The organism is Mesotoga infera, assembly GCF_900157305.1.
GTDB lineage: Bacteria > Thermotogota > Thermotogae > Petrotogales > Kosmotogaceae > Mesotoga > Mesotoga infera.
On sequence record NZ_LS974202.1, the window covers coordinates 388,432 to 410,981 of the forward strand.

A 22,550-nucleotide genomic window follows, 5' to 3' on the forward strand; every position below is an offset into this window, starting at 1 on the left:
ATTCACTTCAGAAGTATTTCGTCGGGTTCCAGCGCTTTGAGACGCGCCCTCTGGATAAGGCGAGTCTTTCCTTTCACCTTGATGGTCACGCTTTCCCTGGGCGACGCATCTTCTATGAAGTCTCTATCGACACTCCCGTACACGATCCTAGAGACTTCCCTGACACTTTCCTTCCACACCGAAGGTTTGCCGTCCTTGAAAACTACGTATCCCTGAATCGGGAGCGAATCGTTAACCTCTATGAATGTTCTCCCGTCTGTTATATAACTCTTACCCATGTAGTCTACCCTTCTGAAAGTCGCAAGCCCCGTTTGCAGTCTCGCCAGGGCTGCCGTTACGCTTGTATCGGCAATCTCATCTGAAATTTCAGGCCCTTCGATGAAGGTCAAGTTGAAACTCAATGCTTCCAGCTCCATCAGCGCTCTCTCTATATCGGTATCGTACTCCTTCTTCTCCTGAACTTCTTCTTTGAAGCCGAAGACCGATCTGATAGACTTCAACTCCGGGGCCATACCAGTCAGCGCGTTGTTGATCTGCCGGAGGAGCTCTTTGCGGTTTCCGTAAAGATCGAAATACCCGCTCTTTATAAGCCGCTCGAGATCCTTGGCATGTAGCTTTCTTCTGTATGTTCTGACGAAAGAGAAGAAGCTCTCCTCTTCGGGCCTCGCCGGCAATTCGCCGTATCCAAGCAAAGATGGAATTGAAAGGAATAACTCCCCGCCTTCTTGAGTGGTCTCTGCGTTTGTAGAGATCTCTACCCCGCTATCTCGCAACTCGGCCACGAGCCTGGAAAGGTTGTGTCCGGAGACCTCTTTGATGATCTCCCCGTAGAAACGGCTGGGCCGGTTGGCCTTGAAGTAGGCCAACCAGTAAGAGATCAGGGCGTAGCAGAGACTGTGCGATTTGTTGAAGGCGTAACCAGCGAAGTTCATCAGAAAGGAATAAACACTTCTCCGCTTCTCGTCAGGGAGGCTGTTAAAACCGGCAGCACGGTTCAATATCTGATCGACTTTTTCTGCGTCCTTTTTCGAGATAGCCCTTCTCAGAAGTTCGCCATCGTCAAGGCTCAGGGCAAGCTCTTTGCCCGCTATGCTCAGCAACTGTTCCTGATAGACCAGAAAGCCGTTCGTTTCCGAGAGTATCGAGTCTCTGTTCCTCACTCTCTCAAGCTCGCCGGGAACCCTGTTCAACTTGATGTATCTATCGGCAACCCCGGATTTTATCGGACCGGGGCGGTTGAGGGCTATAGCTATTGAAACGTCGTTTATTGACGAGAGGTCTATGGATTTGACTATCTTGGTGGCGAAGGGGCTTTCCAGTTGAAAAATGCCCGTTGTGTAGCCTTTCTTCAACACCTCGTATGTCTTTCTGTTCGATGTGCCAAAATCCCAGGGTTCCTTGCCCAGCGTGAGTCTCTTCAGGAGCGTCAAGTTACGCAGCCCCAGTATATCGATCTTCTGCAATCCCATCGCCTGAAGCGATTCCATATCCCAGAGCGAAACCTGGAACTCCCCCTCCCTCTCCAGGGGGACCATCGTATTCAATGGAACATCGCTCAGGAGCACACCGGCGGCATGGATCGAAAAACCTGAATAAAAGCCCACCAACTCGCACGACAAATCGAAGAGTTTCCTCATCTCCTCGTCTCTCTCGAAAGAGCGGGGAAACCTCTTTCCGTCGTTGCTCCAGTCTATGAGGTGCGAGATCCTGGCTTCATCTATTCCCAACCGTCTCCCGATTTCTCGGGCCGCCCCTTTGAAGCCGAAAGTCGAGGCGGTCCTTATCAAACAAAAGCGATCGTCGCCGAAGAAGTCCCTCAGTTTCCGAAGAAGCTCCTGTCTCATGCGGTCTTCGACGTCTATGTCTATGTCGGGAGGATCGTCTCTTTTTACGCTTAAAAACCTTTCGAAATAGAGTCCTTCCTTCACGGGATCAACTCTAGTTATACCCAAAAGATAACTCACCAGGGAACCAGCCGCCGAGCCTCTCCCAGGGCCTATCCAGCAACCAATCTCCCGTGCCAGCGATACTATTCTTGACACTGTCATGAAGTAATCCTGGATGCTCTTTAGACAAATGACCGATACTTCTCTATCAAGTCGAGATAGATACTTCTCCTCGGCGGTTCTGTCGGAAAGCCTTCCCGAGAGAAGCGCTCTGAAGTTCTCCGGAGAAATCTTCTCGGGGAAAGTCTGCGTGTAGGGCTTGAGCGAAAAGCTTTCGGGAAGGTTCGACTCTCTTTCGATTCCGTTCCGGAGGGTCTCATATCTCTCTTTGTCCGGCAGCGAGTAGTCTCCGTCAAGATCGATTCCCCTAAGAGACGAGTAGATCTCGAACTTCTTTCTGTCCCGGCTCAGATAGCGCGTCTCCCAGATCGGATTGGGCGAGGCGGGATCGAGATTTTTCGGCCGCCCTTCGAACCTTATAATGTTGGGGGATTCGCTTTTAGAGGCGGCGATAAGTTCGCGAAAGCCTTCCATATTTCTGGCAATCCTGTAAGATTCGCCCTCTCTGATTCCCGGGAGTGTTGTTATCGAGTGTCGTGCCAGGACCTTCGACCACTTCACGAAAGAGGCCAATGTCCGGTCGATTATGACGCATCTTCTATAACCATGTCTCTCCAGCTCACGTGCCGTCTCCTCCGGGAGCAGTACGGACTGGTAGAGATCGTAAGAGGTAACTATGAAGGCCGTTTTCATCTCGTCATCCCAGACAGGTTCACCAGAACCTTTTTCATATCGTCGGGCAGCGGTGCTATGAAAGTCATCTTTTCCGAAGATCTGGGATGGAAGAGAGTCAACTTCGCGGCGTGAAGCATCTGACGTTCAACTCCGTATATCGTATCCTCCCTCGCCCTGCCGTACATGGCGTCACCCAAGAGAGGATGGCCTATCTCCTTCATATGCAGCCTTATCTGGTGGGTTCTGCCCGTTCTCGGGCTGGCCAAAATCAGTGAAGCCTCCCCGCCGAAGGTCGCCAGCGTTTTGTAGTAAGTCAGTGATTCCTTCCCGTCCTCGCTCACCCTCATTTTCAACCTGTTGACGGGGTGGCGTGAAATGGAAAAAGCAACCTTACCCGTCGGCGGAGTTTTTCCTTTCACAATCGCGAGATAGTCCTTCGATGTTTCTCGGTTCTTGAACTGCGCCGAGAGAGCGATATGAGAAAGATCGTTCTTGGCGACGACTATCACACCGCTGGTATCCTTGTCGAGCCTGTGGACTATCCCCGGCCTCATTACGCCTCCGATCCCCTGAAGATCCATACAGTGATTCAAAAGAGCGTTCACCAGCGTTCCAGATTGTCTGCTGGGGAGCGGGTGCACGATAACCCCGGGATCTTTGTTCACCACTACGATATCTCTATCTTCGTAGATTATTTTCAGCGACATCTCTTCCGGCTCTATCGACATCGCTTCGGGCCTGTCGGGAAGTTCGAAGGTTATCGATTCGCCGGATTTGACCCTGTAACCGGGTTTCTTCGAGATCTTATCGACAAAGACCTTGCAATCTCTTATTTGGCGCTGAATGGCCGTACGAGATATCCATGGAGGAGCTTTCTCAGAAACTAGTTTATCGAGGCGCCAACCGTTCTCCCGGTTAGTCACGAGTATTTCGTGAATCACGTCTTTCCCTTCGATACATTGATAAGATCAGAAGGATCGCTCCAAAGACTATACAACTATCGGCGGCATTGAAGATCGCCGGAAAGCCTCTGAATTCGAGAAAATCCACGACGTGTCCGAGTCTCAACCTGTCTATCAGGTTGTTGCCGACCGCCCCGCCAACGATCACGCCTATCAGAAAGGTCTCGAACCGGGATAGTTTCGAAGCGAAGACCATAGATAACACGACTATCGCCATGACCAGCGAGACCGCGACAGAAACTAGAACCAACGGCTCCTGGCTACTGAACAGACCGAAAGCGACTCCAGTGTTCTTGACATACCTGAGACCGAAAATATCACCGATCAGATCTATTCTCTGAAAATACGTCATATTCTTCTCTACTAAGTACTTTGTTACCTGATCGATTATCAGTGCCAGAGACATACCAAATATTGAAAGCAATAAAACCACTCCAGATAGTTCCGCCCTCACCCGGGGCCATCGATCTTAACCAATCTCTTCTGCCAGCGCTTCCATTTCCGATTCGTCTATATCGGAGTTGTCGTAGACTTCCTGAACGTCGTCGTTATCCTCGAGAATATCCAGAAGCTTCAAAAGCCGGCCGGCCTCCGAGCCCGATACTTTGAGACTGTTGCTGGGTATATAGCTCAGCTCGTAAGAGAGAGTGTAGCCGTTCTCTTCGAGGGCGGTCTTGACGTCCGACGCGGTATCCGGAGAGGTGACGATCTCTATGGGGTCGATATCGTCTTTTATATCCTCGGCGCCGGCCTCTATTGCGAGAAGCTGGAACTCTTCAAGATCCGAGATCTGTTCTTTGGAAACCGAGATGACGCCTTTTCTTTCGAACATCCAGGCAACCGCACCGCTCTCGGCCATTGTGCCGCCGTATTTGGATAGCGTGTGTCTTATCTCTTGGGCCGTCCTGTTCTTGTTGTCAGTCAGACACCTTATCAAAAGAGCCACTCCGCCGGGAGCGTAACCTTCGTATAATGCTTCCGAGAAAGACTGCCCCTCCATTTCTCCGGCGCCCTTCTTGATGGCTTTTTCCATCGTGTCTTTAGGCATATTGGCCGCTCTGGCCTTTTCAATGGCCGTTCTGAGTGACGTGTTAGTATTGGGGTCCGAGCCTCCTTCTCTGGCAGAAACCATCAATTCTCTGATTATCTTGGTGAAAATCTTGGATCTTTTGGCGTCCTGAGCACCTTTTCTGTGCTTAATGTTCGCCCATTTGTTGTGACCGGACATTTCAAATCCCTCCTATTTCATCCAGAATATTAGTCGTAGCTCTATTCTTGTAGTAACCTTCTTTTACATAAACAAATACCCCTTCGTTAGAAGCGGTTTCCTCTCTCGACAGGATCTTCAGCAATTCTTCCGATGGTACCGGTCTTTCCGTTGGCTGGAAATATTCTACCATATGGCAGGTTTTTAGAGTTGTTACTGTCAAGTTTTGAAAAACTTCTCCGGCCATGAAAGAACGCTGCCCGTTCTTGGTCTTTTTCACCACAATCATTTGCGGGTTGAAGCGGGATGGCTCGAAGCGTTCTGCGGGAAGACTCAGCGAAAACCTGTAGGAATCAAGAAAATCGTCGATCTTTATGTCCTTTGGTAGATACCAAGCCCCCAATGCTCTCAAGGTGAAAACCGAATACGCTTTTAGAAGTTCCAGAACGTTATCCACCCTATTCTCGCAGTCCAGCAGCACATAATTTGCCAGACTGCCCACACCCGTTGGAACGGCCGGTGAGTAGCTGATCTTCATTCTCGGATGAAAGCCCTGGGTGAAGGAAACTGGGATCGACGATCTGCGGATCAACCTCTCGATGGCCGTCGCCATCTCCTGATGGGACAGAAACCTCAGAAGACCGCCCGTAGAGAAACGAATCGCAAGTTTTCCAGCGCTCAAAAGACCCTCCAGGTGACTGAACAGAAACTCTTTGTTGTTCGACAGTTGTGCAGTTATAATTGTATTCGATACTCCAGGACTTTGCAATGATATATTGATCTTTTAGATAGAGGTGCGCAAATGTGGATGATAATGTCCGACTCTCACGACAATGTACCGAAGGTTTCCAGAGCGATCGATCTCGCCATCGAAAGGGGAGTCTCCGTCGTTTTCCACTGCGGCGACCTGGTCTCTCCCTTCACCGCGAGGGAACTGTTGAGATACAAAGGTACGCTCTATGTCGTTTTTGGAAACAACGACGGCGAAAGGATTGGTCTGAAGAATCTTCTTGGATCTTCGATCGGAACGGGCCCCGTTTCTCTGTGGCTGGAAGGCAAGAAAGTGGTGATGATGCATGAGCCTTTCGGCCTGAACGGCACCATCATGGCCGATTACATATTCTACGGTCATACCCACAGAATCGATACGAGCAAGGAGGGCGACAGATTGATTTTGAATCCAGGGGAGAGCTGTGGATACCTCACGGGAAGATCTACCGTGGTCCTGCTCGACCCTGTCAATCGATCATACGAGGTGGTGGAGATTTGAGCCGGTCAATAATAACATCAGTTTAACCGTGCCATCGGAATGGATAAGTATAATTGGACAGCAAGTAACAATCTGAATGGAGGGAAAGATAAGTGGAAAAGAATTTTTTGAAGAAGGAGAAGAACATCGAGAAATTCATCTTCTACTTCACGCCCGAGGAAGTCGAAAAGGCGGAGGGCGAAGTTGTGAAATACGTGAACCAGCACTATTCGATACCGGGATTCAGAAAGGGCAAGGTCCCTGTAAGTATCGTGAGAAACTTCCTCGACGAGAGTTTCGATGAAATGGTTCTCGAGAACCTTTCCGATACCATAGAAAAAGAGATCAAGGAGGAGAAGCTCTATATTCCCGCGTCCATAGTCAGCCAGAAGCGAGAAGGAGATGTCGCTTCGATAGAGGTTGAACTCCACAGAGAGCCCGAATTGAAGATAAAGGATTTCGGTGAGCTCGAACTGATGATACCAAAAAGAGACGAGGTGGTCGCCAACTATGTCAGCAACAGGCTTGAAGAGTTGCGGAACGAACACGCGATCATCGAACCGAAAGACGGCCCGGTCGAAATCGGAGACATGGCAAAGATCGAGTACTCCATAATTAAAGACGGGAAGAAGATCGCCGACAAGAAGGTCCAGGAGGTTCAGATCACTGCGGAGGACGACAGGCCGATGGTGAAAAACCTGATCGGTCATTCCAGGGGTGATACTATTCAGTTCAACAGGACTTTCGAAGGATCGGACAACGAGTATTTTTACAGCATAGAGCTTAACGAAGTCTTCAAGAAGAGCCTACCTGAGATCGACGATGAATTTGCCCGAACGGTCGATCCCGATCTATCGACCCTCGATGAACTGAAGAAGAAGATCGAGGAAGAGGGAGTGAAATCCTTCGCCGGCTGGAAAAAGGACTTCCTTCGTCAACAGGCTATGGATAAAATAGACGATCTTGTGGAAATCGAGATAGCAGAATCCACGATCGGGTTTTTCGTCCAGAGGGCGATCGAGAACTCGAAAAAGGACAAGAGCTACGACGGGTATCTTAAGCAGGCAGAAAGCCTGGAAAAACTCGTAGAAGAATTCAGGACGGGGATAATCAATGAAGTGAAGAAGAACAGATTCATCGAGGAGATGGCCAGAATAGAGGGGCTCAAAGTGGAAGAGGATGAACTTGTATCCTACTCCGAAGAGATGTCTTCTTACTGGGGAATGTCGGCCGATAGAGCCCGCGAGATGATCAAATCCAGAGAGGATATCAGAGAGGACCTGACATCGACGATTCTTAGAAACAAAGTCCTGGATATAGTGGTTGAAAGGGCTAAAGTCGTTGAGATAGAGCCAAAGAAAGAGGCCCCGGAACAGTCCGAGCAAAAAGAAAAAGAGTAAAAACAAACCGATTCCGTCCGCGGGGAAGAGGTCTTCGACCCTTCCCTCCTGGATGGAAACCATCTTTTGGGGGTGGAGTTATGAAAAAGAAGATCGTAATATCGTCAATTTTGATAGCGGTTGCAGTGGTCATGTTCTTTTTCCTCAAGGCCGTTTTCAGGGGCGATTTGATACTGAACCCGATTATTGTCGAGAATCTCGGCCCATTCACGATAAGATGGTACGGGGTGTTGATAGCCGCCGCGATAATCACCGCCTATCTTCTTGCCAGGAGAAAGGCCTTTAAAGAAGGAATAAAAGAGGAACACATAATAGAAGGGATCTTTCTCGGGATAATCTTCGGAGTCATGGGAGCGCGGCTCTATTACGTGGCCTTCAATTTCGAGTTTTACAGGGGCGACTTCTGGAGTATATTCAGAACCTGGGACGGAGGCCTTGCGATACATGGAGCCTTCTTCGCCGCGTTGTTGGTAGCCTTTTTATATGTGAAGTTGAGAAAGAAGGCTCAACTCAACTTCTTTCAGGTAACGGACCTTTTTACAGCTGTCCTTCCCCTGGCCCAGGCCATCGGCAGGTGGGGTAACTTCATGAACTACGAAGCCTACGGCAGTCCGACAGATCTGCCCTGGAAGATGTTCGTGCCAGAACAGTACAGAATGCCCGGTTATTCGAAGTTCGAGTACTTCCACCCAACCTTTCTGTACGAGAGTCTGGCAAACATCGCCATTTTCGCTTTTCTTTACTGGTATCTCGAAAAGAGAAGAAATTATGGCGAGGTAACCGCGCTGTACATGATACTTTACTCGACAATCAGGTTCTTCGTCGAGGGACTGAGGCTGGACAGCCTTTACATAGGTCAGACGGAGCTGAGAACGGCAAAAGTCGTGTCCGTGGTCCTGTTTGTCGCCGGCATCGTGCTTTTCATCCTTGCCCGTTATAAAGGCAAACCAGTGAAAAGAGTTTCTTGAAAGCTATGGCCCTGTGCGAAAGTCGGTTTTTCACTTCGCATCCAAGTTCGCCGAAGGTTTTGTCGTACCCGTCGGGAATAAAAATGGGATCATAACCAAAACCTTCCGTTCCCGAAATGCCAGGGGCTATCCTTCCCTCCACGCTGCCTTCAGCTCCCAGAAGGCTACCGCTGGAGCAATCGTAGAAGAGAGCTGCGCAGATGAATCTCGCAGTTCTCTTTTTTTCTCCTTTCATACGGGCGAGTATCTCCTGCATTTTATCGCGGTAGGAGGCTCCTTCCATGAACCTCGCGGAATTGACGCCCGGAAAACCGCCTAAGGAGTCTATCACGAGGCCGGAATCATCTGAAAGGAGATACACACCGCTATTTCTGTACGCTTCGATCTTCTTCAGAGCATTTCCATAAAAAGTGCCGGCGTCTTCCGCAACAGACTTTCCCGGAATAATCGAAGTTATAAGATCCAGATCGAAGCCCTCCGGCAGCAGTTGCTCGATCTCCTTGAATTTATGATGATTTCCGCTCACAAGGTACAGCCTCATCTCTTCATCTCCCTGATCTTCGCGATCACCTTCGAAGGCGAAGAAGTCCTGAAGACGGCGGCTCCCATGATGAGTATGTCTGCGCCTCGTTCCACAAGTTCCCCCGCATTTGAAAGACTTACGCCACCGTCGACGGCTATTTCGTAGGAGTATCCTTGCTCATCTCTCAAACGATGTAACCGTTCTATCTTCAACGATGCCCGGGGTATGAACTTCTGGCCGGTGAATCCTGGGTTTACGGTCATAACCAGCACCCCGTCAACGAAGGGCAGTATCTCCTCGAGAGCCTGAACTGGTGTCGCCGGATTGATTACGACGAAGGCCGAAGCCCCCAGATCCTTTATCGAAGTTATTAGCCTATGGAGGTGAGGGTTCCCTTCAACATGCACGTGCAGGTTTCTTGCGCCGAGTTGTACGTACTCGGCGATGAACTTTCCAGGGTCTTCGATCATAAGGTGGACGTCCAGCGGCGGGTGGTCAATCCTGCCGAGCGCCTCCATGATCGGAGTGCCAAAGGTGATGTTCGGAACGAAGACTCCGTCCATGACGTCCACATGGAGCAGATCGGCATCGATAACCTTTTTCACTTCTCTCGAAAGGTTCGAAAGGTCCGCGGCTAGAATCGAAGGCGATATTTTGGCCACTATTTTTTTCCTCCTTCATTGTCTTTAAGCTCTCTGGTCATTCTAAAGTAACTGTCGTACCTGCTTTCGGATATATCCCCCGCTTCCAGCAGTTCTTTTACATAACAACCCGGCTCGTCTATATGGATGCAATCGGAAAAGGCGCACATTCCCCTCTCCTGCGCCAGTTCGGGAAAGTGATCCTGCAAGTCTTCCACTTCAATCGATGGCAATTCGAGGTTGGCAAAGCCCGGCGTATCGGCTATAAGTCCTCCGAAATCGAACTGGAGGAGCTCGGCGTAGGTTGTAGTATGCCGTCCCTTCTCGAGGGTCCTGGAAAGATCGGAGACTCTAAGCTGCAGACCGGGATTGAGAGTGTTCAAAAGGCTGCTCTTGCCCACGCCCGACATGCCAGCCATCGCGCTTATCTTGCCCTTCAACGCCTCGCGCATCCGTTCAATATTGATCTTCTTCTTAGAGGACACCGGGATTATCTCGTAGTATTCGCCATAAATACCGGTGAACTTCGAAAGCTCTTTCCCTTCGAGGAGGTCTATTTTGTTGACGACTACCACGACCGGGATTTTCGAAATGCTCGACATGACCAGGAAACGATCGGTTATGAAGTTTGGAACTTCCGGCTCTCTAAGAGAGAGCACGAGGATTATTTGCTCTATGTTAGAAATTCTCGGTCTCGGCAACTCGCTTTTTCGAGGAAGTATCGCCTCTATTCTGCCCTGCCCTGCGCTTGAGAGCGAATATTCGACCACGTCTCCCACAATTGGCCTGATTCCCTGCGCCCTGAATTTGCCAGGCATTGAACAAAGAACCCTACCGCCCGACGCTCGATCGACCACTTCCATATTCCTGCTACCGAACCTTACTACTATTCCCCTTCTTCTTTCCAAACCCTTCCCCCTTTCTGTCGTCTCAATTGACCGCAGGCGGCCGCGATATCAATCCCACGTTCGTATCTCAAGGCCGCCTCGATTCCCTTCGATTTTATGGCCTTCACGAACTCATCTATCGTTTTTTCGTCGGGCCTTTCATGTTCCCGATCGACTGGATTGACCGGAATGACGTTTACGAAGGCCTTCAGACCCTCGAGGTATTTCACGAGCCTCTCCACGTCTTCTTTAGAGTCGTTCATCCCCTTCACCAGCGCGTACTCGAAAGTCAATCGGTTTCCTGTCTTTCTCTGGTAATAATCAAGAGAAGCCCTGAGAGTCGAAAGTGGAAATCTTCTGTTTACAGGCATCAGAAGACTTCTGATACGGTCGTCGCAGCTGTGCAGAGAAACGGAAAGCCTGAGATCCCTGCCCGAGTCGGCCAGTCTCATAATTCCCTCCGGAAGGCCGGCGGTTGATATCGTGAAGTGTCTTATTCCCAAGTTCCTTCCAGCCGGTTCATGCAGGATATCTATCGAGGCGTACAGATTCTCCTCATTAAGAAAAGGTTCGCCCATTCCCATAAAGACTATGTTATCAACCTCCGAGCCGAGATCTTTCTCCATGAGCAGGACCTGTCCCACTATCTCGCCGGTTGAAAGATTCCTGGTGAAGCCACCGACACCCGTGGCGCAGAAGGAGCATCCCAGCGCGCATCCCACCTGCGAGGAGATGCAAAAAGTGAAGTGTTCGGGATGTCTCAAGAGCACCGATTCGATGTACTCACCATCGTGAAGACGCCAGAGAAACTTCTCAGTTCCATCGGAAGAAACCTGCTTATTGACGACTTCCATTAGCGGGAAATACAGTTCCTCCCGCAGCTTCGCGCGCAGCGCCTTCGAAAGGTTTGTCATTGAATCGAAATCGGTGATCTTCTTTCTGTAAACCCAGTCGAAGATCTGGTTGGCCCTGAAGGCTCCCTCGCCCAGCCGGCACATTAAATCCCTTAACTCGTTAAGTCCCGTCGAAAGCAAGTCTATCATTTGATCCTCCCGAGAAGGCAGATATAACCGGGGAGCGGTGATGAGTCGGGTAGCAGCCAGTAACCATAACCGTCGAAAAGCCCATCTATCCCGAAATCTTTCAGAAACGCCCCCATCTGCATGGCGGCATAACCGGGTATCTCTCTGACCAGCAAGGTGTTCTCTTCAAGACTCAGCGCCTGTGAGTAATAAATGAATTCCTCTAGAGGAGATTCTTTAAGCCTCCCGACAATTGACGCCCTGATCTCTTCTGCGCTTCTGATGAGGCTTTCTCTGCCTAGTGTATGGAAGAGCCATGGCTTGGAGTTGAGCCGGGCCGTTTGGCTGCCGGAGTACTTGAAAATTGGGAGGCCGGGTTTTTGCAGGATGAACTCCATCTCGTCCCGTCTCTCGATTCCATCGGCCGGTCTGCCTTTTTGAAAGACCACGAAGAGATCTGAAAACTTGCTCTTTTCGAACACGTAACCGTTCTCGAGCATTGCCCTTTCGCCGCTCTTCGAATAATACGTCTCGAGCGGAGGCGTCTGGTTATACTCCATCAGGCCTTCGAGATCAGTGATGTACTCGATGCCCCTCCAGAGATCGAAGAGCCATTCTGGATGGGAGTGTTTCACGTGAGCGGGTACATCTCGAGTAAGACCGCCCGAAGAGAGTTTCCGCAGAACGGCGTTGGCGAGCCGCCTGAACTCTTCGACGCCTATAAGCTGTACCGAAGAGTGAATAGCTGCGTAAGGAGGAACGTTATCGAGAAAGAGGAGCTGAAGGGCGCCCATTCTGAGAGCGTTCAACACCGACACCGGTAAACGGCCGGGCTTGCTCAGGTACTTCGAAAGTTCGTAGTCTATTCTGATCCGCTTTCTCAGCGTCTCGAAAATCAGATTGGAACAGAAGGCACGATCCTTGAATGAAAGAGTGGAGATAGCCATCTCCACTTTTTTCGAAGAAATGTACCCGTTGCTGTCAAAAAAGGAAAGCACTTCGAGAGCTATCGAACGTGATGTCTGCATCAATCCCTGCTTCCATAAGCCCCTGCGATCAGAAGCATTCTCAACAGCTGGAGAATGGCGGTCGCAGTGGAGGCTACATAAGTCATGGCAGCCGCTCCCAGAACCGAGCCTACGGCCTTCAGCTCAGTCGAAGGCATTCCCATGGAAGCCAGAAGCTTTTTAGCTCTGGAACTGGCGTTGAATTCTACCGGTAACGTTACTAGCGTGAAAAACACGAAAGCCGAAAAGACGAGTATCCCCACCCTTATAAGCAGCGGGGAGACAATCAGGAGACCGATGACAAAGAGAATCCAGGACAGACTCGATCCGAGCTGGGCCACCGGCACGACGGCGTTTCTCACAACCAGAGGGGCGTACTTCTCTTTATCCTGGATCGCGTGGCCTATTTCATGTGCGACAACACCCAGAGCGGCGATTGAGCTGCTGTCGTGAGTCGCCTGAGAGAGTCTCACCACTCTCTTTCTGGAGTCGTAATGATCGGTGAGGTTCCCCCTGACTCTCTCTATATGTATATCGTAAAGTCCCGCGTTGTCCAGCAATCTCCTGGCCAGCTGAGAACCGGTATAGCCGAAGGTCGACCTGACTTTCGAGTACTGAGAGAAGCGAGAACTCACCAGAAACTGGGCGTAAGCCGCTAGAATAATCGCCGGAATCAGTACTATGAACGTCGGATCCCAAAACATCCAATCACCTCCATATAAAATTATATATCCGTTGTATTTGACGGTCAAATGCCGATATCGTTTCGATGCTATACTCTTCTGAAGGGTCTAGAGGATGCCGCTGGATCGAGAGCGACTATTGTGTGGTGGGCGGTGAGCAATGGTGAGATGGCGGATCAAGTCCGGCATGACGGAAAGGAGGAAAGAACGCGAAAATGGTGACTGACGGGCTCCTGACGTCTGTCCCATTTTTCGCGAAGACCGAGATCCTGACTTGGAGCACGTCAGGATGACGTGAGCGGACTGTCATCCCGGGCTCCGACCCGGGATCCACTCCTTAGAAAACCGTGATTCTGAGTCAAGCTCAGAATGACGTCAAGTGGGTCCGGCATGATGGGAAGAAAGAAGGACTGTCATCCCGTAATGCTTTTATACGGGATCTCGTTCTTTTCGCTCCTAACGAAGAACCTGGACGCGCAGCGTCGGAACGTCGAACGGTTCTTTTGCTCTTTCCAAGAACGGGTGCATGCTCCGGACGAAGGACGGCTCTTTCTGCTCTTCCAATAGACTAAAGAGGAGGTATGAAAATGTTTTACGTAACCAAGGAGTTCATTTTCGATGCGGCTCATAACCTCGTGAGTTATCACGGCAAGTGTGAAAAACTACACGGGCATACATATAAAGTACAAATAACTGTGGTAGGAGAACCCGCCGAGGAGGGAATGGTGATTGATTTTCTAGAACTAAAGGCCATTGCCCGCTCGAAGGCCATCGATCTGCTCGATCACTCGTATATAAACGAGATCATATCCCAGCCAACGGCCGAGAATATCGCCAGATGGATCTTCGAAAGAGTGTCGCCCGAACTGGAAAGGGAGAACTGCCGGGTATATGAAGTCACCGTTTGGGAGACCCCGACGAGTTCTGCAAAATACAGGGTGGGAGAGATTTGATAACGGTCCCGACCGGCCGATATATCTCGACCGGTTCTTCGATCCACGCCATCGACCCTTCGGCCAAGATAGTTTCCTTCATCTTGCTGGCCTTTTCTTCGCTCTTTCTCAAAGAACCGGTCGACTTTCTCGTCTACGGAGCTCTCTGGACGGCGATCTATATTCTGTCGGCCGTTGCCCTAGGGGAGTACCTATCGACCCTTTGGGGCATCAGGTTTCTTCTCTTGCTGGTCTTAGTCTTTCAATCGTTCTTCACTCCCGGGAGGGTGCTGCTCGACCTGGGAGTTGTAAGGATTACCGTTGAAGGGCTGTTAAACGGTCTCACACAGTCGGGAAGATTGATTTTCGCGGTTCTCTTCGGTACAACGCTCTCACTCACCACCTCGCCGGTCGAGATTTCGACTGGTTTCGAAAGGATACTCAAAAGACTGGGGCTTGGTGAGTCCAGGGGCTCCAAAATCGGTCTGGCCGCCTCTCTCACGCTTACTTTCATTCCTCTGATATCTTTGCAGACCGAAAGGATCATAATGGCCCAGAAGGTTCGAGGTGTCGAGTTCGACAAAGGAGGCCTCTTCAAGAAGGTGAAGAACGCGCTCTCGGTCGTGATACCCGTGATAGTCACCTCGCTGAAAAAGGCGCAGGACACTGCAGCGGCCCTTCAGATACATTTCCGATCGTCCAATCGCACGGGGATTCACTTACGAGTATCGAGATGGAAATTGCCAGAAAACCTTCTGACAGCCACGGCCTTCATGGCCCTGCTGGGCGTTATCCTTCTGTGAAACCGAAAAGCTCTCCCAGCCTCGATGGATTTATCCTCGCCATAGCCCTGGAGGCGGCAAGTCTCAACCTGCCGTCGTTGGAGAGATCGATAATCACCGATTCTAGATCGCCGGCCAGATCCTCGAGCTTGAGAAAACCGCTTACTGAAGCTGCCAGCATTCTGACGGCCGCCTCTTCCTTCTTGTTTTTCAAGAGTCTAGAGATCAGGCCGCTGCAGTTGAAAAGTCTGAGCTTCTTGACTGCCCTTAAAGAGGCTTTTTTCAGTCGGGACGAAGTCGATCTTAGCGACTCCTCAACCACTGTTTCAATAGATTGATCCTTAAGATTGCCCAGCGCTTCCAGAGAGAGAGCCCTGACCCTATCGGAAGGATCTTCAAGTCCCTGATGAAGGATCTCAACCGAAGAGGGCTCCTGTAAACCCTTCAGGTACTGCGCCCCGTAGAACCGACATTCTTCGTCCTCAGAATTCATAAATCTCTCGGCCAATCCGAGAAGCTGTGAATCGTAGCCCTTTATCTTGCGGAAAACCTTCAACGAAGGCAGGGAGATATACTTGTCATCGGAATCGAGCAGTCTTTTCAGGGCCGGGACGGCTATCTCCTCCGGGAAGACCGATATAAGGTCGATTATACTCTCCTTTATCGAAGCCGAACGATACTTCGAAAGGCTTTCCAGAAGAGCGCTCATTGCCTGCGAATTCCGCTGGGTCATCCTCGAGGCGAAGGCCATCTTTTGGAGTTTTTTGGGTAGGGCAGAGAGCCTCTCCTCGTCGAGTTCCAGCTCGCCACGGTAGGCCGATAGTATAGTCTGAATCTCGTTGATGGGATCGTTCTCGAATTCCTTCAGAAGCTCTGTATCTCCCGATTCGAGGAGGGAAAGCACGAAGGTCTTCCTGACTTTTTTCGACGGGTCGGAAGCGACCCTTCGCGCCAGGTCTAGGTCTTCGTAACCGAACTCTATCAGTTCCTTGACTGCGGCGCTTCTCACTGTGTCGGAAGGGTCTTCAAGAGAGAGGAGTATCTTATCCTGTCCGATACCGCTCCTGGACATCGAGGTTATCACGCTTCTCCGCACTTCGGGCGAGGGATCCTCCAGAAAGGCTTCAAGGTCCTCGATGATTATCTCCCTGTCGGAGGCAGACTTTATCGCGCGTGCCCTGACGTATGATGAAGGCGAGCTCAGCATGTCTTTCAAGTTCATCTCGGTTCTGGAGATTATTTCCTCCTCTATCGCCTGAAGAAGTTTCCTTATATCTTTCGGCATCATAGAAAATCACCTTCCACTCTGAAAAGTAGTTCTCGACCATCTATCGTGAGCCTTATCGAATTGCCCTCGTTTGTAAAAAAGGCGCTCTCGTCGAACTCCATGACCTCGTTGTAGGAATTGCCCGATCTTCTCATGATCTTCTGCTTGCTTACGTAGTATCTTATCCTTCTTATCTTTCCATCGACCAAAGCGTCGAAAGACACGAAATCGGTAGAACAGGAGAAGTTGCCCGTTGCGAGTTTCAGATCTCTCTCGAGCATATCCAGAGTCCTGAAGATCGCCAGAGAGTCCCGGACTTCTTTCGAGATGCGAAACACGAAAGAATTGACGATACCGAAGACCTTCAGCATAGATATCAGCAGGAGAGCGGAGATCACAAGAGAGACCAAGAGCTCAACTAGAGAAATCCCCTTCTTCATACTCGATAAGCTCCAGAAGGTTCTCCAGACGATTCAGAACTCTGTCCCTTCCGAGTATGGATATAGTCTCGAAAAGGCCGGGTGTTACCAGTCTTCCGGTGACTCCACCCCTCAAGAGCTGGAACGTGTTTTTCTTTGAAGTTATCTTTTCCTCGGCAAGATCTCTGATAACCCTTTCGACTCCCTCAACCGACCAGTCGTCGGAGCTCTCGAATCTCCTTATGGCAGCGGCGATCAGATCCTTGCTCCAATCGTTCTCGAGGTATTTGACCACGTATTCTTCCTGGTAGTCTATCTCCTCGCTGAAAAAAGGTAGGGAGAAATCGTAGAGCTGCTCGATCGTGTTGATCTTCTCCCGACACATCGATATGACTTCCAGTGCGTAGAAGGGTTCGCTCTCGACGGAGGCGTAGTAGTCGAAGCGGCCCGTGTATTTAAGCCATAGCCCGAACTCTGCCAGAAGTCTTTCCGGTTCCATGAGACGCATATGTTTTCCATTTATCCACTCAAGCTTTTCGTAATCGAAGACGACGCCCTTATTGGATATGTCGGAGGGTACGAAATCCTTCACCTTTTCGTGGTAGTCGAAGATCTCCTGATCGACCGTCCAACCGAGAAGGGCCAGGTAATTCATAAGACCGACGCTGAGATAGCCTTCACTCCTGAAGTGATCCACACTCGTGTGGCCGTGTCTTTTGGAAAGAGGCGAGCGGTCACTGCCCAGGATCAGAGGAATGTGCATGAAGATGGGATGTTCCCAGCCCAGCGCCCTGTACATCATTATCTGGCGCGGCGTGTTCGTGAGATGATCTTCCCCTCTGAAGACATGAGTGATCTCCATGAGATGATCGTCGATGACCACGGCAAAATTGTAAGTCGGGTAGCCGTTCGACTTGATTATGACGAAGTCACCGAAGTTTTCATTCTCGAAGCTCATGTTGCCTTTAGAGAGATCAAAGAATTCAGTGATACCTTCGGGTATCTTGAATTTTATAGTGTAGGTCTCATCGGACGAGAGATCGGTCGGTTTTTCTTTAGAAGTTCTGAGTACATTTTCCGGATCGTCTTTGTGGTAAACGGCGTAGTAGGCCGATCCCTTCTCCACTAGTTCACGGGCGAACCTGTCGTATATGCCCAGTTCCACCCTTTCGCTCTGACGGTATGGACCGTACGGGCCGCCTATATCGGGACCCTCCGACCAGTCGAGTCCGCACCACTTCATAGAAGTAAGGATCTGATCCTCGAACTTTTTTTCCGAGCGCTCCGTATCGGTGTCCTCTATTCTCAAAACAAAGTTTCCAGATTGATTTTTCGCAAAAAGCCAGTTGAAAAGCGCCGTTCTCACTCCACCAACATGGAGATTGCCTGTCGGGCTAGGCGCAAACCTACACCTTACCATTTTCTGCCTCCTCCAAACACTTCAGCAATTGGGTCATGTCTTGTGCCTGTCTGATTTCTACGGTTCTGCGATTGTCCAGGTATCTGCCCTCAATCATAACCGGAAGTATCCTGTCTGTCCACCCACCGGTCCCTTTCATGAGTATAACAGGCTTTCCGTAAGAGTACGAGGAGAGTATCTCGAGCAAAGTGCCGGCCTCTCCGCCGATCGAGATCACAGCATCGGCCGATTTCGATATGATCAGCGACCTGAGGGCGAAATCCATGCCGGTTCTGATCTTTATCTGGTTGTAATCGTTTCCCTCGTCGTTTGACGGTAGAATGCCGAGCACTCTTCCGCCGTGTGAAGAGGCACTTTCGGAAACGAGTTCCATCACACCGTCCCTTCCACCAGTGATGATAACGTCTCCTCTTTCGGCCAGTATTTTTCCCACCTGATGACATATCTGAGAGAGCTCAAAGACGGGTGATCTGTCGGTTGGACCGGAATAGCCGATCACCGCGACCTGCAGCATCAATCATCACTCCCCAGATACTTCTCCACGACTGCACTGTCGGTCAGTACGACCGACGGATCTCCCGAGGAAATCACCTCTCCCTTGTACAGAACGTATAACCTATCGACTACACGGCTAATAGAGGTGACGTCGTGATCGGTCACGATAACTCCGATGCCTTTGTCCCTCAACTTCCTGATCATTTTCTGGATGTCTTTCACCGTCATGGGGTCTATTCCAACGAAGGGTTCGTCCAGCAGTATGAAGGAGGGTGAAAGGGTCAGCGTTCTGGCAAACTCTAGTCGTCTCTTTTCTCCGCCGGAGATCACCGAAGAGGGCTGGTCCTTTAGCGAGAGAATGTTGAACTCCTCAAGAAGCTTAATAGCGGTCTCCTCGTTGTTATCTCTCTCTCCTGTCAACTTCAAAACCATCTTGAGGTTCTCGATAACCGTCAAACCGCGAAATATAGAAGTTTCCTGTGGCAGATAGGCTATCCCTCTGCGCGCCCTTTCGTGTATCGGCAGGTGTGTAATCTTCTCCGCGTTGAGATAGATATCCCCGGAGTTGGGAATCACTATACCCAGTATCGACTTGAAGGCGGTGGTCTTTCCGGCGCCGTTGGGACCCAGAATTCCCACCACCTCAAGGGAAGATGCCTCTATCGAGACGTTATTCAAAACCTTCCTTCTTCCATAACGCTTCTCGAGATTGAGACATCTTAGGTATGAAACCTTGTTCACTTCTGGAATCCTTTCATGTATTCGATTATGGCGTCGGTGACATCGTAAGCCGGCGCGCCATAGACTACGACTTCGCTGGATATTACCATATCGATTCCTATAAATGTTGAGTAATCCCTTATTCTCTTGTTCACCTGTTCCATGATTACCTGAAGCTTCGCGTTGTAGGTGGTTTCTAGAGTCTGCTCGTACTGGCTTTTCTTCGTCAGTATCTCCTGCTGCTTAACGGCCAGCGACTCCTGGCTCGCTCCTGAAGCCACAAGATCCTGATACTCTTTGCTCAGACTGTCCAGCTGTGCCTGATAAAACTGCATATCCTTCTGGTAATCGGTGTTGAGCGTATTCCAGTCTTTCGTGGCCTCAAGGACTTTCTGCATGTCTGCGAAAGCGATCCTCGCGGGATCGGAAGGCCCTGCACCGCCTTCGGAAACGACAACGACTCCGACCACGGCGATTATAACTACCATAAAAACAACCTGCAGGGTTTTTTTCACAAAAACACCTCCTAAAATTTTTTATTTGAATCCAGAAGAATCGTAACCGGACCCTCGTTGATCAGTTCCACTTCCATGTGAGCTTGAAAGACTCCGGTCTCGACTCTCACAAAGTTAGACGCCAGTTTGAGAAAATCGTTGAAGAGGCCCTTCGCCTTTTCTGGGTCGGCCGCATCGGTGAATGACGGTCTCCGACCCTTTCTGGCATCTCCCATGACGGTGAACTGGGAAATGGCAAGCAGGGAGCCGCTCACATCGAGAAGTGAAAGATTCATTTTGTCGTTCGAATCTTCAAACACCCGTAGGTTTACTATCTTGTCCACTAACCACTCTACGTCACCTATCCCGTCTGAGGTTGCGATTCCGACCAGCGCAACCAATCCTTTATCTATACTACCGGTCGTTTGACCATCCACTCTAACGCTGGCCCTGATTACCCTCTGAATGACCGCTCTCACATCACTCCTCCAATCCTCTTGACGTTTTGCACGCCCTTCATTCCTCTCAAGTTTTCCATGACCGATGTCAATTGGGCCACGTCCTTCACCAGAATGTTCGCCATAAGGGTATCGTATCCCCACTTTCCCGTTTCCACCGAATACTTCTTGACCTTCGCGCTCTTGCTCTCGAGTCTCTCAAGAAACCTGTTAGCCATCGCTTTGTCGCTGCTGTCGAACTCGACCACTATCCACGCACTGAACTTTTCGCCTGTGATCATCGACCAGTGCGCTTCGACCAGTTTGTCCTGAGAGATCCCCTTCACGTTCCGGCAGCCGCGATTATGTATGGATATCCCCCTGCTGCTCATAACTGCGACAATATCGTCACCGGGAAGCGGAGTGCAGCACTTGGCGAAATAGACGGCTATTCCGGTCTCTCCGCCGACCACGACCTCGTTGCCTTTGGCCTGCTTCTGCTTAACGAGCTCGGTTTCTTCGGGAAGTACTTCGACCTCTTCTTTCGGAACCAGAGCGCTGAGAACTTCTCCCATGGTTATTGAACCATCTCCGAGTTTCGAAAAAAGGTCGTTTTCGTTGTGAGCGGCAAAACGTACCATGAGGTTCTTCACTTCTTCTCCTTCGAGGAGGTCGTCCATGGATACGGCAAGGCGTTTGCTTATCTTTCTAAAAATCTCCTTGCCCCTTTCTATAAGCTTGGCCGAGTATTCATTTTTGAAAAAACGCTTGATCTTCGCCTTCGTCGAGTTGGCTTTCACATATTTCAGCCAGTCAAGGCTTGGCCCTTCGCTGGCCTTGTTGACCATCACCTCGACACGGTCGCCTAGTTGAAGCTCGTAGTTGACCGGAACCAGTTTATCGTTGACTTTGGCGCCGGCGTAGTGATGGCCGATCTCAGTGTGAATGGCGTATGCGAAATCTATTGGAGTGGAGCCTTTGGGTAGATGTACCACCTCGCCTTTCGGGGTGAAGACATAAACCTCCTCCACCTCGAGCTCGCGTGAAATGGATTCCATGTCCTTGAAGCTTTCGATGAAATCCTTCTGCCAATCGACGAGCTGGCTGAACCAGGCCCTGTCTTTGACATCTATGCCTTCTTTGTAAATCCAGTGAGAGGCCACCCCGTATTCGGCTTCTTTGTGCATTCTTTCGCTTCTTATCTGTATCTCGAGGGGTTCTCCCCTGTGCGTTATAAGGGTAGTATGGAGAGATTTGTAGCCGTTCGACTTCGGGGCGGCGATGTAGTCCTTGAACCTTCCGGGCATAGGAGGCCAGAGCGAATGAACAACTCCCAGTACCTTGTAGCAGTTGACTTCGTCGCCTGTAATGATCCTCAGGGCTATGAGATCGAAGATCTCGTCGAAGGGTCTATCTTTCTTTATCATCTTCTGCCATATACTATATAGATGCTTTACGCGGCCCTCTATAATGGCGGCTATCCTGTTCTTTCTGAGTTCCCGGAGTACGATGTTTTTGTATTCGTCCATTATATCCTGGCGTTCTTTAAGCTTTTTATTGACCTTCATCTTGAGCTCTCTGAACTCTTCGGGATACTCGTATTTGAAGGAGAGATCTTCGAGTTCGGCCTGTATTTTGTGGATACCTATCCTGTGCGCGATTGGTGCGTAGATCTGGATCGTTTCGCGGGCCTTGTCTTCCCTCTTTTCGGGACTTTTCACGAACTCTAGCGTCCTCATGTTGTGCAGTCTATCGGCGAGCTTCACGATGATAATCCTCGGGTCCTTGGAGAGGGCCAGTAGCATCTTTCTGAGCGTTTCGACCTTCATTCTAGACTTTACTATCTTCGAGTCAAGCTTTTCGTTCAGCTTCAAATTGCTTATCTTGGTAACGCCATCGACTATAAGCGAGACGGTCTCCCCGAACTTCTCGGTTATCTCGCTGAGGGGCACGTTGCAATCTTCGACTATATCGTGTAGAAAACCGGCGACGATAGTGTCTGTGTCTGCGGAAAGCTGCGCCAGAATCTTCGAAACTTCGACGGGATGGCTTATGAAGGGCTCCCCAGAATCGCGCATCTGTTCCTGATGGTGAAAGCGAGCAAACTCGTAGGCGTCCAGAATTCTCTCTTTGTCACGTCTCTTGAGGCGGTATTGAAGTATGCTTTCCAGTTCGCCCAGCAGTATCTGGGCATCTAACTCTGTTCTTGCCACCATCTCACCTTCTATCTAGTTATTCTAGCATGAAGCCCCGGTCCGTTGCAGTAGAAAGGAGCCGTGGTGGGTTGTGGGTTGTTGGCGAAAAAATCACGAGAAAGAGTGTCGAGAGTATGCTTGGCTCACGAGAACCGGGGT

At 50.2% G+C, this 22,550-nt stretch carries 24 protein-coding genes; 5 read left to right on the forward strand and 19 right to left on the reverse strand.

The window, feature by feature from the left end; genetic code table 11:
* Positions 1-2 precede the first annotated feature (2 nt).
* The 5 genes from MESINF_RS01870 to MESINF_RS01890 are packed head-to-tail and all read right to left on the reverse strand — an operon-like array spanning position 3 to position 5,532.
* A complete protein-coding gene (locus MESINF_RS01870; RefSeq protein ID WP_169698268.1) occupies positions 3-2,699 on the reverse strand; it encodes a DNA polymerase III subunit alpha in 2,697 nt (898 codons plus the stop codon).
* Positions 2,696-3,622, reverse strand: coding sequence for an RluA family pseudouridine synthase (locus MESINF_RS01875; protein ID WP_169698269.1), 927 nt, complete (start codon positions 3,620-3,622; stop codon positions 2,696-2,698). Before MESINF_RS01875 ends, MESINF_RS01870 begins: the two co-directional genes overlap by 4 nt.
* Positions 3,597-4,067: a signal peptidase II gene (gene lspA, locus MESINF_RS01880; RefSeq protein WP_169698270.1), complete on the reverse strand. Its 471-nt coding sequence runs from the start codon at positions 4,065-4,067 to the stop codon at positions 3,597-3,599. The genes MESINF_RS01875 and lspA overlap by 26 nt, the downstream gene beginning before the upstream one ends.
* A gap of 45 nt (positions 4,068-4,112) precedes the next feature.
* Positions 4,113-4,871, reverse strand: coding sequence for a YebC/PmpR family DNA-binding transcriptional regulator (locus MESINF_RS01885; RefSeq protein WP_169698271.1), 759 nt, complete (start codon positions 4,869-4,871; stop codon positions 4,113-4,115).
* 1 nt (position 4,872) lies between these two features.
* The gene (locus tag MESINF_RS01890; RefSeq protein WP_169698272.1) at positions 4,873-5,532 is read right to left on the reverse strand and encodes a TIGR03936 family radical SAM-associated protein; all 660 of its coding nucleotides are present in this window, start codon (positions 5,530-5,532) and stop codon (positions 4,873-4,875) included.
* Positions 5,533-5,652: 120 nt separating this feature from the next.
* Here MESINF_RS01890 and MESINF_RS01895 point away from each other — a divergent pair, with 120 nt between their 5' ends.
* The 3 genes from MESINF_RS01895 to lgt all read left to right on the forward strand — a co-directional run bounded on the left by MESINF_RS01895 (position 5,653) and on the right by lgt (position 8,467).
* Entirely contained in the window at positions 5,653-6,120 is a 468-nt protein-coding gene (locus tag MESINF_RS01895) for a metallophosphoesterase (protein ID WP_169698273.1), read from the forward strand.
* A 92-nt stretch (positions 6,121-6,212) separates the two neighbouring features.
* Positions 6,213-7,499: a trigger factor gene (gene tig / locus MESINF_RS01900; protein ID WP_169698274.1), complete on the forward strand. Its 1,287-nt coding sequence runs from the start codon at positions 6,213-6,215 to the stop codon at positions 7,497-7,499.
* 80 nt (positions 7,500-7,579) lie between these two features.
* Entirely contained in the window at positions 7,580-8,467 is an 888-nt protein-coding gene (gene lgt, locus MESINF_RS01905; protein ID WP_169698275.1) for a prolipoprotein diacylglyceryl transferase, read from the forward strand.
* Here the strand turns inward: lgt and rdgB are convergent.
* Genes rdgB through MESINF_RS01935 form a run of 6 tightly spaced genes read right to left on the reverse strand, consistent with a single transcriptional unit; the run spans position 8,421 to position 13,251 of the window.
* The gene (gene rdgB / locus MESINF_RS01910) at positions 8,421-9,008 is read right to left on the reverse strand and encodes an RdgB/HAM1 family non-canonical purine NTP pyrophosphatase (RefSeq protein WP_169698276.1); all 588 of its coding nucleotides are present in this window, start codon (positions 9,006-9,008) and stop codon (positions 8,421-8,423) included. The genes lgt and rdgB overlap by 47 nt on opposite strands.
* Complete coding sequence (rpe, locus tag MESINF_RS01915) at positions 9,005-9,652, reverse strand: ribulose-phosphate 3-epimerase (protein WP_169698277.1); 648 nt, start codon at positions 9,650-9,652, stop codon at positions 9,005-9,007. Before rpe ends, rdgB begins: the two co-directional genes overlap by 4 nt.
* Positions 9,652-10,539, reverse strand: a complete 888-nt coding sequence (rsgA, locus tag MESINF_RS01920; protein ID WP_231936806.1) for a ribosome small subunit-dependent GTPase A — start codon at positions 10,537-10,539, stop codon at positions 9,652-9,654. The genes rpe and rsgA overlap by 1 nt, the downstream gene beginning before the upstream one ends.
* Positions 10,518-11,561, reverse strand: coding sequence for a 23S rRNA (adenine(2503)-C(2))-methyltransferase RlmN (gene rlmN / locus MESINF_RS01925; RefSeq protein WP_169698278.1), 1,044 nt, complete (start codon positions 11,559-11,561; stop codon positions 10,518-10,520). The genes rsgA and rlmN overlap by 22 nt, the downstream gene beginning before the upstream one ends.
* Entirely contained in the window at positions 11,558-12,568 is a 1,011-nt protein-coding gene (locus tag MESINF_RS01930) for a transcription antitermination factor NusB (RefSeq protein WP_169698279.1), read from the reverse strand. Before MESINF_RS01930 ends, rlmN begins: the two co-directional genes overlap by 4 nt.
* Positions 12,568-13,251, reverse strand: coding sequence for a zinc metallopeptidase (locus MESINF_RS01935; protein WP_169698280.1), 684 nt, complete (start codon positions 13,249-13,251; stop codon positions 12,568-12,570). The genes MESINF_RS01930 and MESINF_RS01935 overlap by 1 nt, the downstream gene beginning before the upstream one ends.
* Positions 13,252-13,817: 566 nt before the next feature.
* Here MESINF_RS01935 and queD point away from each other — a divergent pair.
* Together queD and MESINF_RS01945 are read left to right on the forward strand one after the other, a co-directional pair.
* The gene (gene queD, locus MESINF_RS01940) at positions 13,818-14,183 is read left to right on the forward strand and encodes a 6-carboxytetrahydropterin synthase QueD (RefSeq protein ID WP_169698281.1); all 366 of its coding nucleotides are present in this window, start codon (positions 13,818-13,820) and stop codon (positions 14,181-14,183) included.
* Positions 14,180-14,965 carry an energy-coupling factor transporter transmembrane component T family protein gene (locus MESINF_RS01945; RefSeq protein ID WP_169698282.1) on the forward strand — a complete coding sequence of 262 codons (786 nt, stop codon included), beginning with the start codon at positions 14,180-14,182 and terminating at the stop codon, positions 14,963-14,965. Before queD ends, MESINF_RS01945 begins: the two co-directional genes overlap by 4 nt.
* Here MESINF_RS01945 and MESINF_RS01950 read toward each other — a convergent pair.
* The 8 genes from MESINF_RS01950 to MESINF_RS01985 are packed head-to-tail and all read right to left on the reverse strand — an operon-like array spanning position 14,952 to position 22,409.
* Positions 14,952-16,232 carry a HEAT repeat domain-containing protein gene (locus MESINF_RS01950; RefSeq protein WP_169698283.1) on the reverse strand — a complete coding sequence of 427 codons (1,281 nt, stop codon included), beginning with the start codon at positions 16,230-16,232 and terminating at the stop codon, positions 14,952-14,954. The genes MESINF_RS01945 and MESINF_RS01950 overlap by 14 nt on opposite strands.
* Entirely contained in the window at positions 16,229-16,651 is a 423-nt protein-coding gene (locus MESINF_RS01955) for a PilW family protein (protein WP_169698284.1), read from the reverse strand. Before MESINF_RS01955 ends, MESINF_RS01950 begins: the two co-directional genes overlap by 4 nt.
* Positions 16,626-18,050 (reverse strand): glutamate--tRNA ligase, encoded by a 1,425-nt coding sequence (gene gltX, locus MESINF_RS01960; protein WP_169698285.1) that lies wholly within the window; start codon positions 18,048-18,050, stop codon positions 16,626-16,628. The genes MESINF_RS01955 and gltX overlap by 26 nt, the downstream gene beginning before the upstream one ends.
* Positions 18,037-18,564: a TIGR00725 family protein gene (locus MESINF_RS01965; protein ID WP_169698286.1), complete on the reverse strand. Its 528-nt coding sequence runs from the start codon at positions 18,562-18,564 to the stop codon at positions 18,037-18,039. Before MESINF_RS01965 ends, gltX begins: the two co-directional genes overlap by 14 nt.
* Positions 18,564-19,286 carry an LPS export ABC transporter ATP-binding protein gene (gene lptB, locus MESINF_RS01970; protein ID WP_169698287.1) on the reverse strand — a complete coding sequence of 241 codons (723 nt, stop codon included), beginning with the start codon at positions 19,284-19,286 and terminating at the stop codon, positions 18,564-18,566. Before lptB ends, MESINF_RS01965 begins: the two co-directional genes overlap by 1 nt.
* Positions 19,283-19,780 carry an OmpH family outer membrane protein gene (locus tag MESINF_RS01975; RefSeq protein ID WP_169698288.1) on the reverse strand — a complete coding sequence of 166 codons (498 nt, stop codon included), beginning with the start codon at positions 19,778-19,780 and terminating at the stop codon, positions 19,283-19,285. Before MESINF_RS01975 ends, lptB begins: the two co-directional genes overlap by 4 nt.
* Positions 19,781-19,791: 11 nt before the next feature.
* Positions 19,792-20,238 carry a D-aminoacyl-tRNA deacylase gene (dtd, locus tag MESINF_RS01980; RefSeq protein ID WP_169698289.1) on the reverse strand — a complete coding sequence of 149 codons (447 nt, stop codon included), beginning with the start codon at positions 20,236-20,238 and terminating at the stop codon, positions 19,792-19,794.
* Complete coding sequence (locus MESINF_RS01985; protein ID WP_197712696.1) at positions 20,235-22,409, reverse strand: RelA/SpoT family protein; 2,175 nt, start codon at positions 22,407-22,409, stop codon at positions 20,235-20,237. Before MESINF_RS01985 ends, dtd begins: the two co-directional genes overlap by 4 nt.
* Between the last annotated feature and the right edge of the window lie 141 nt (positions 22,410-22,550).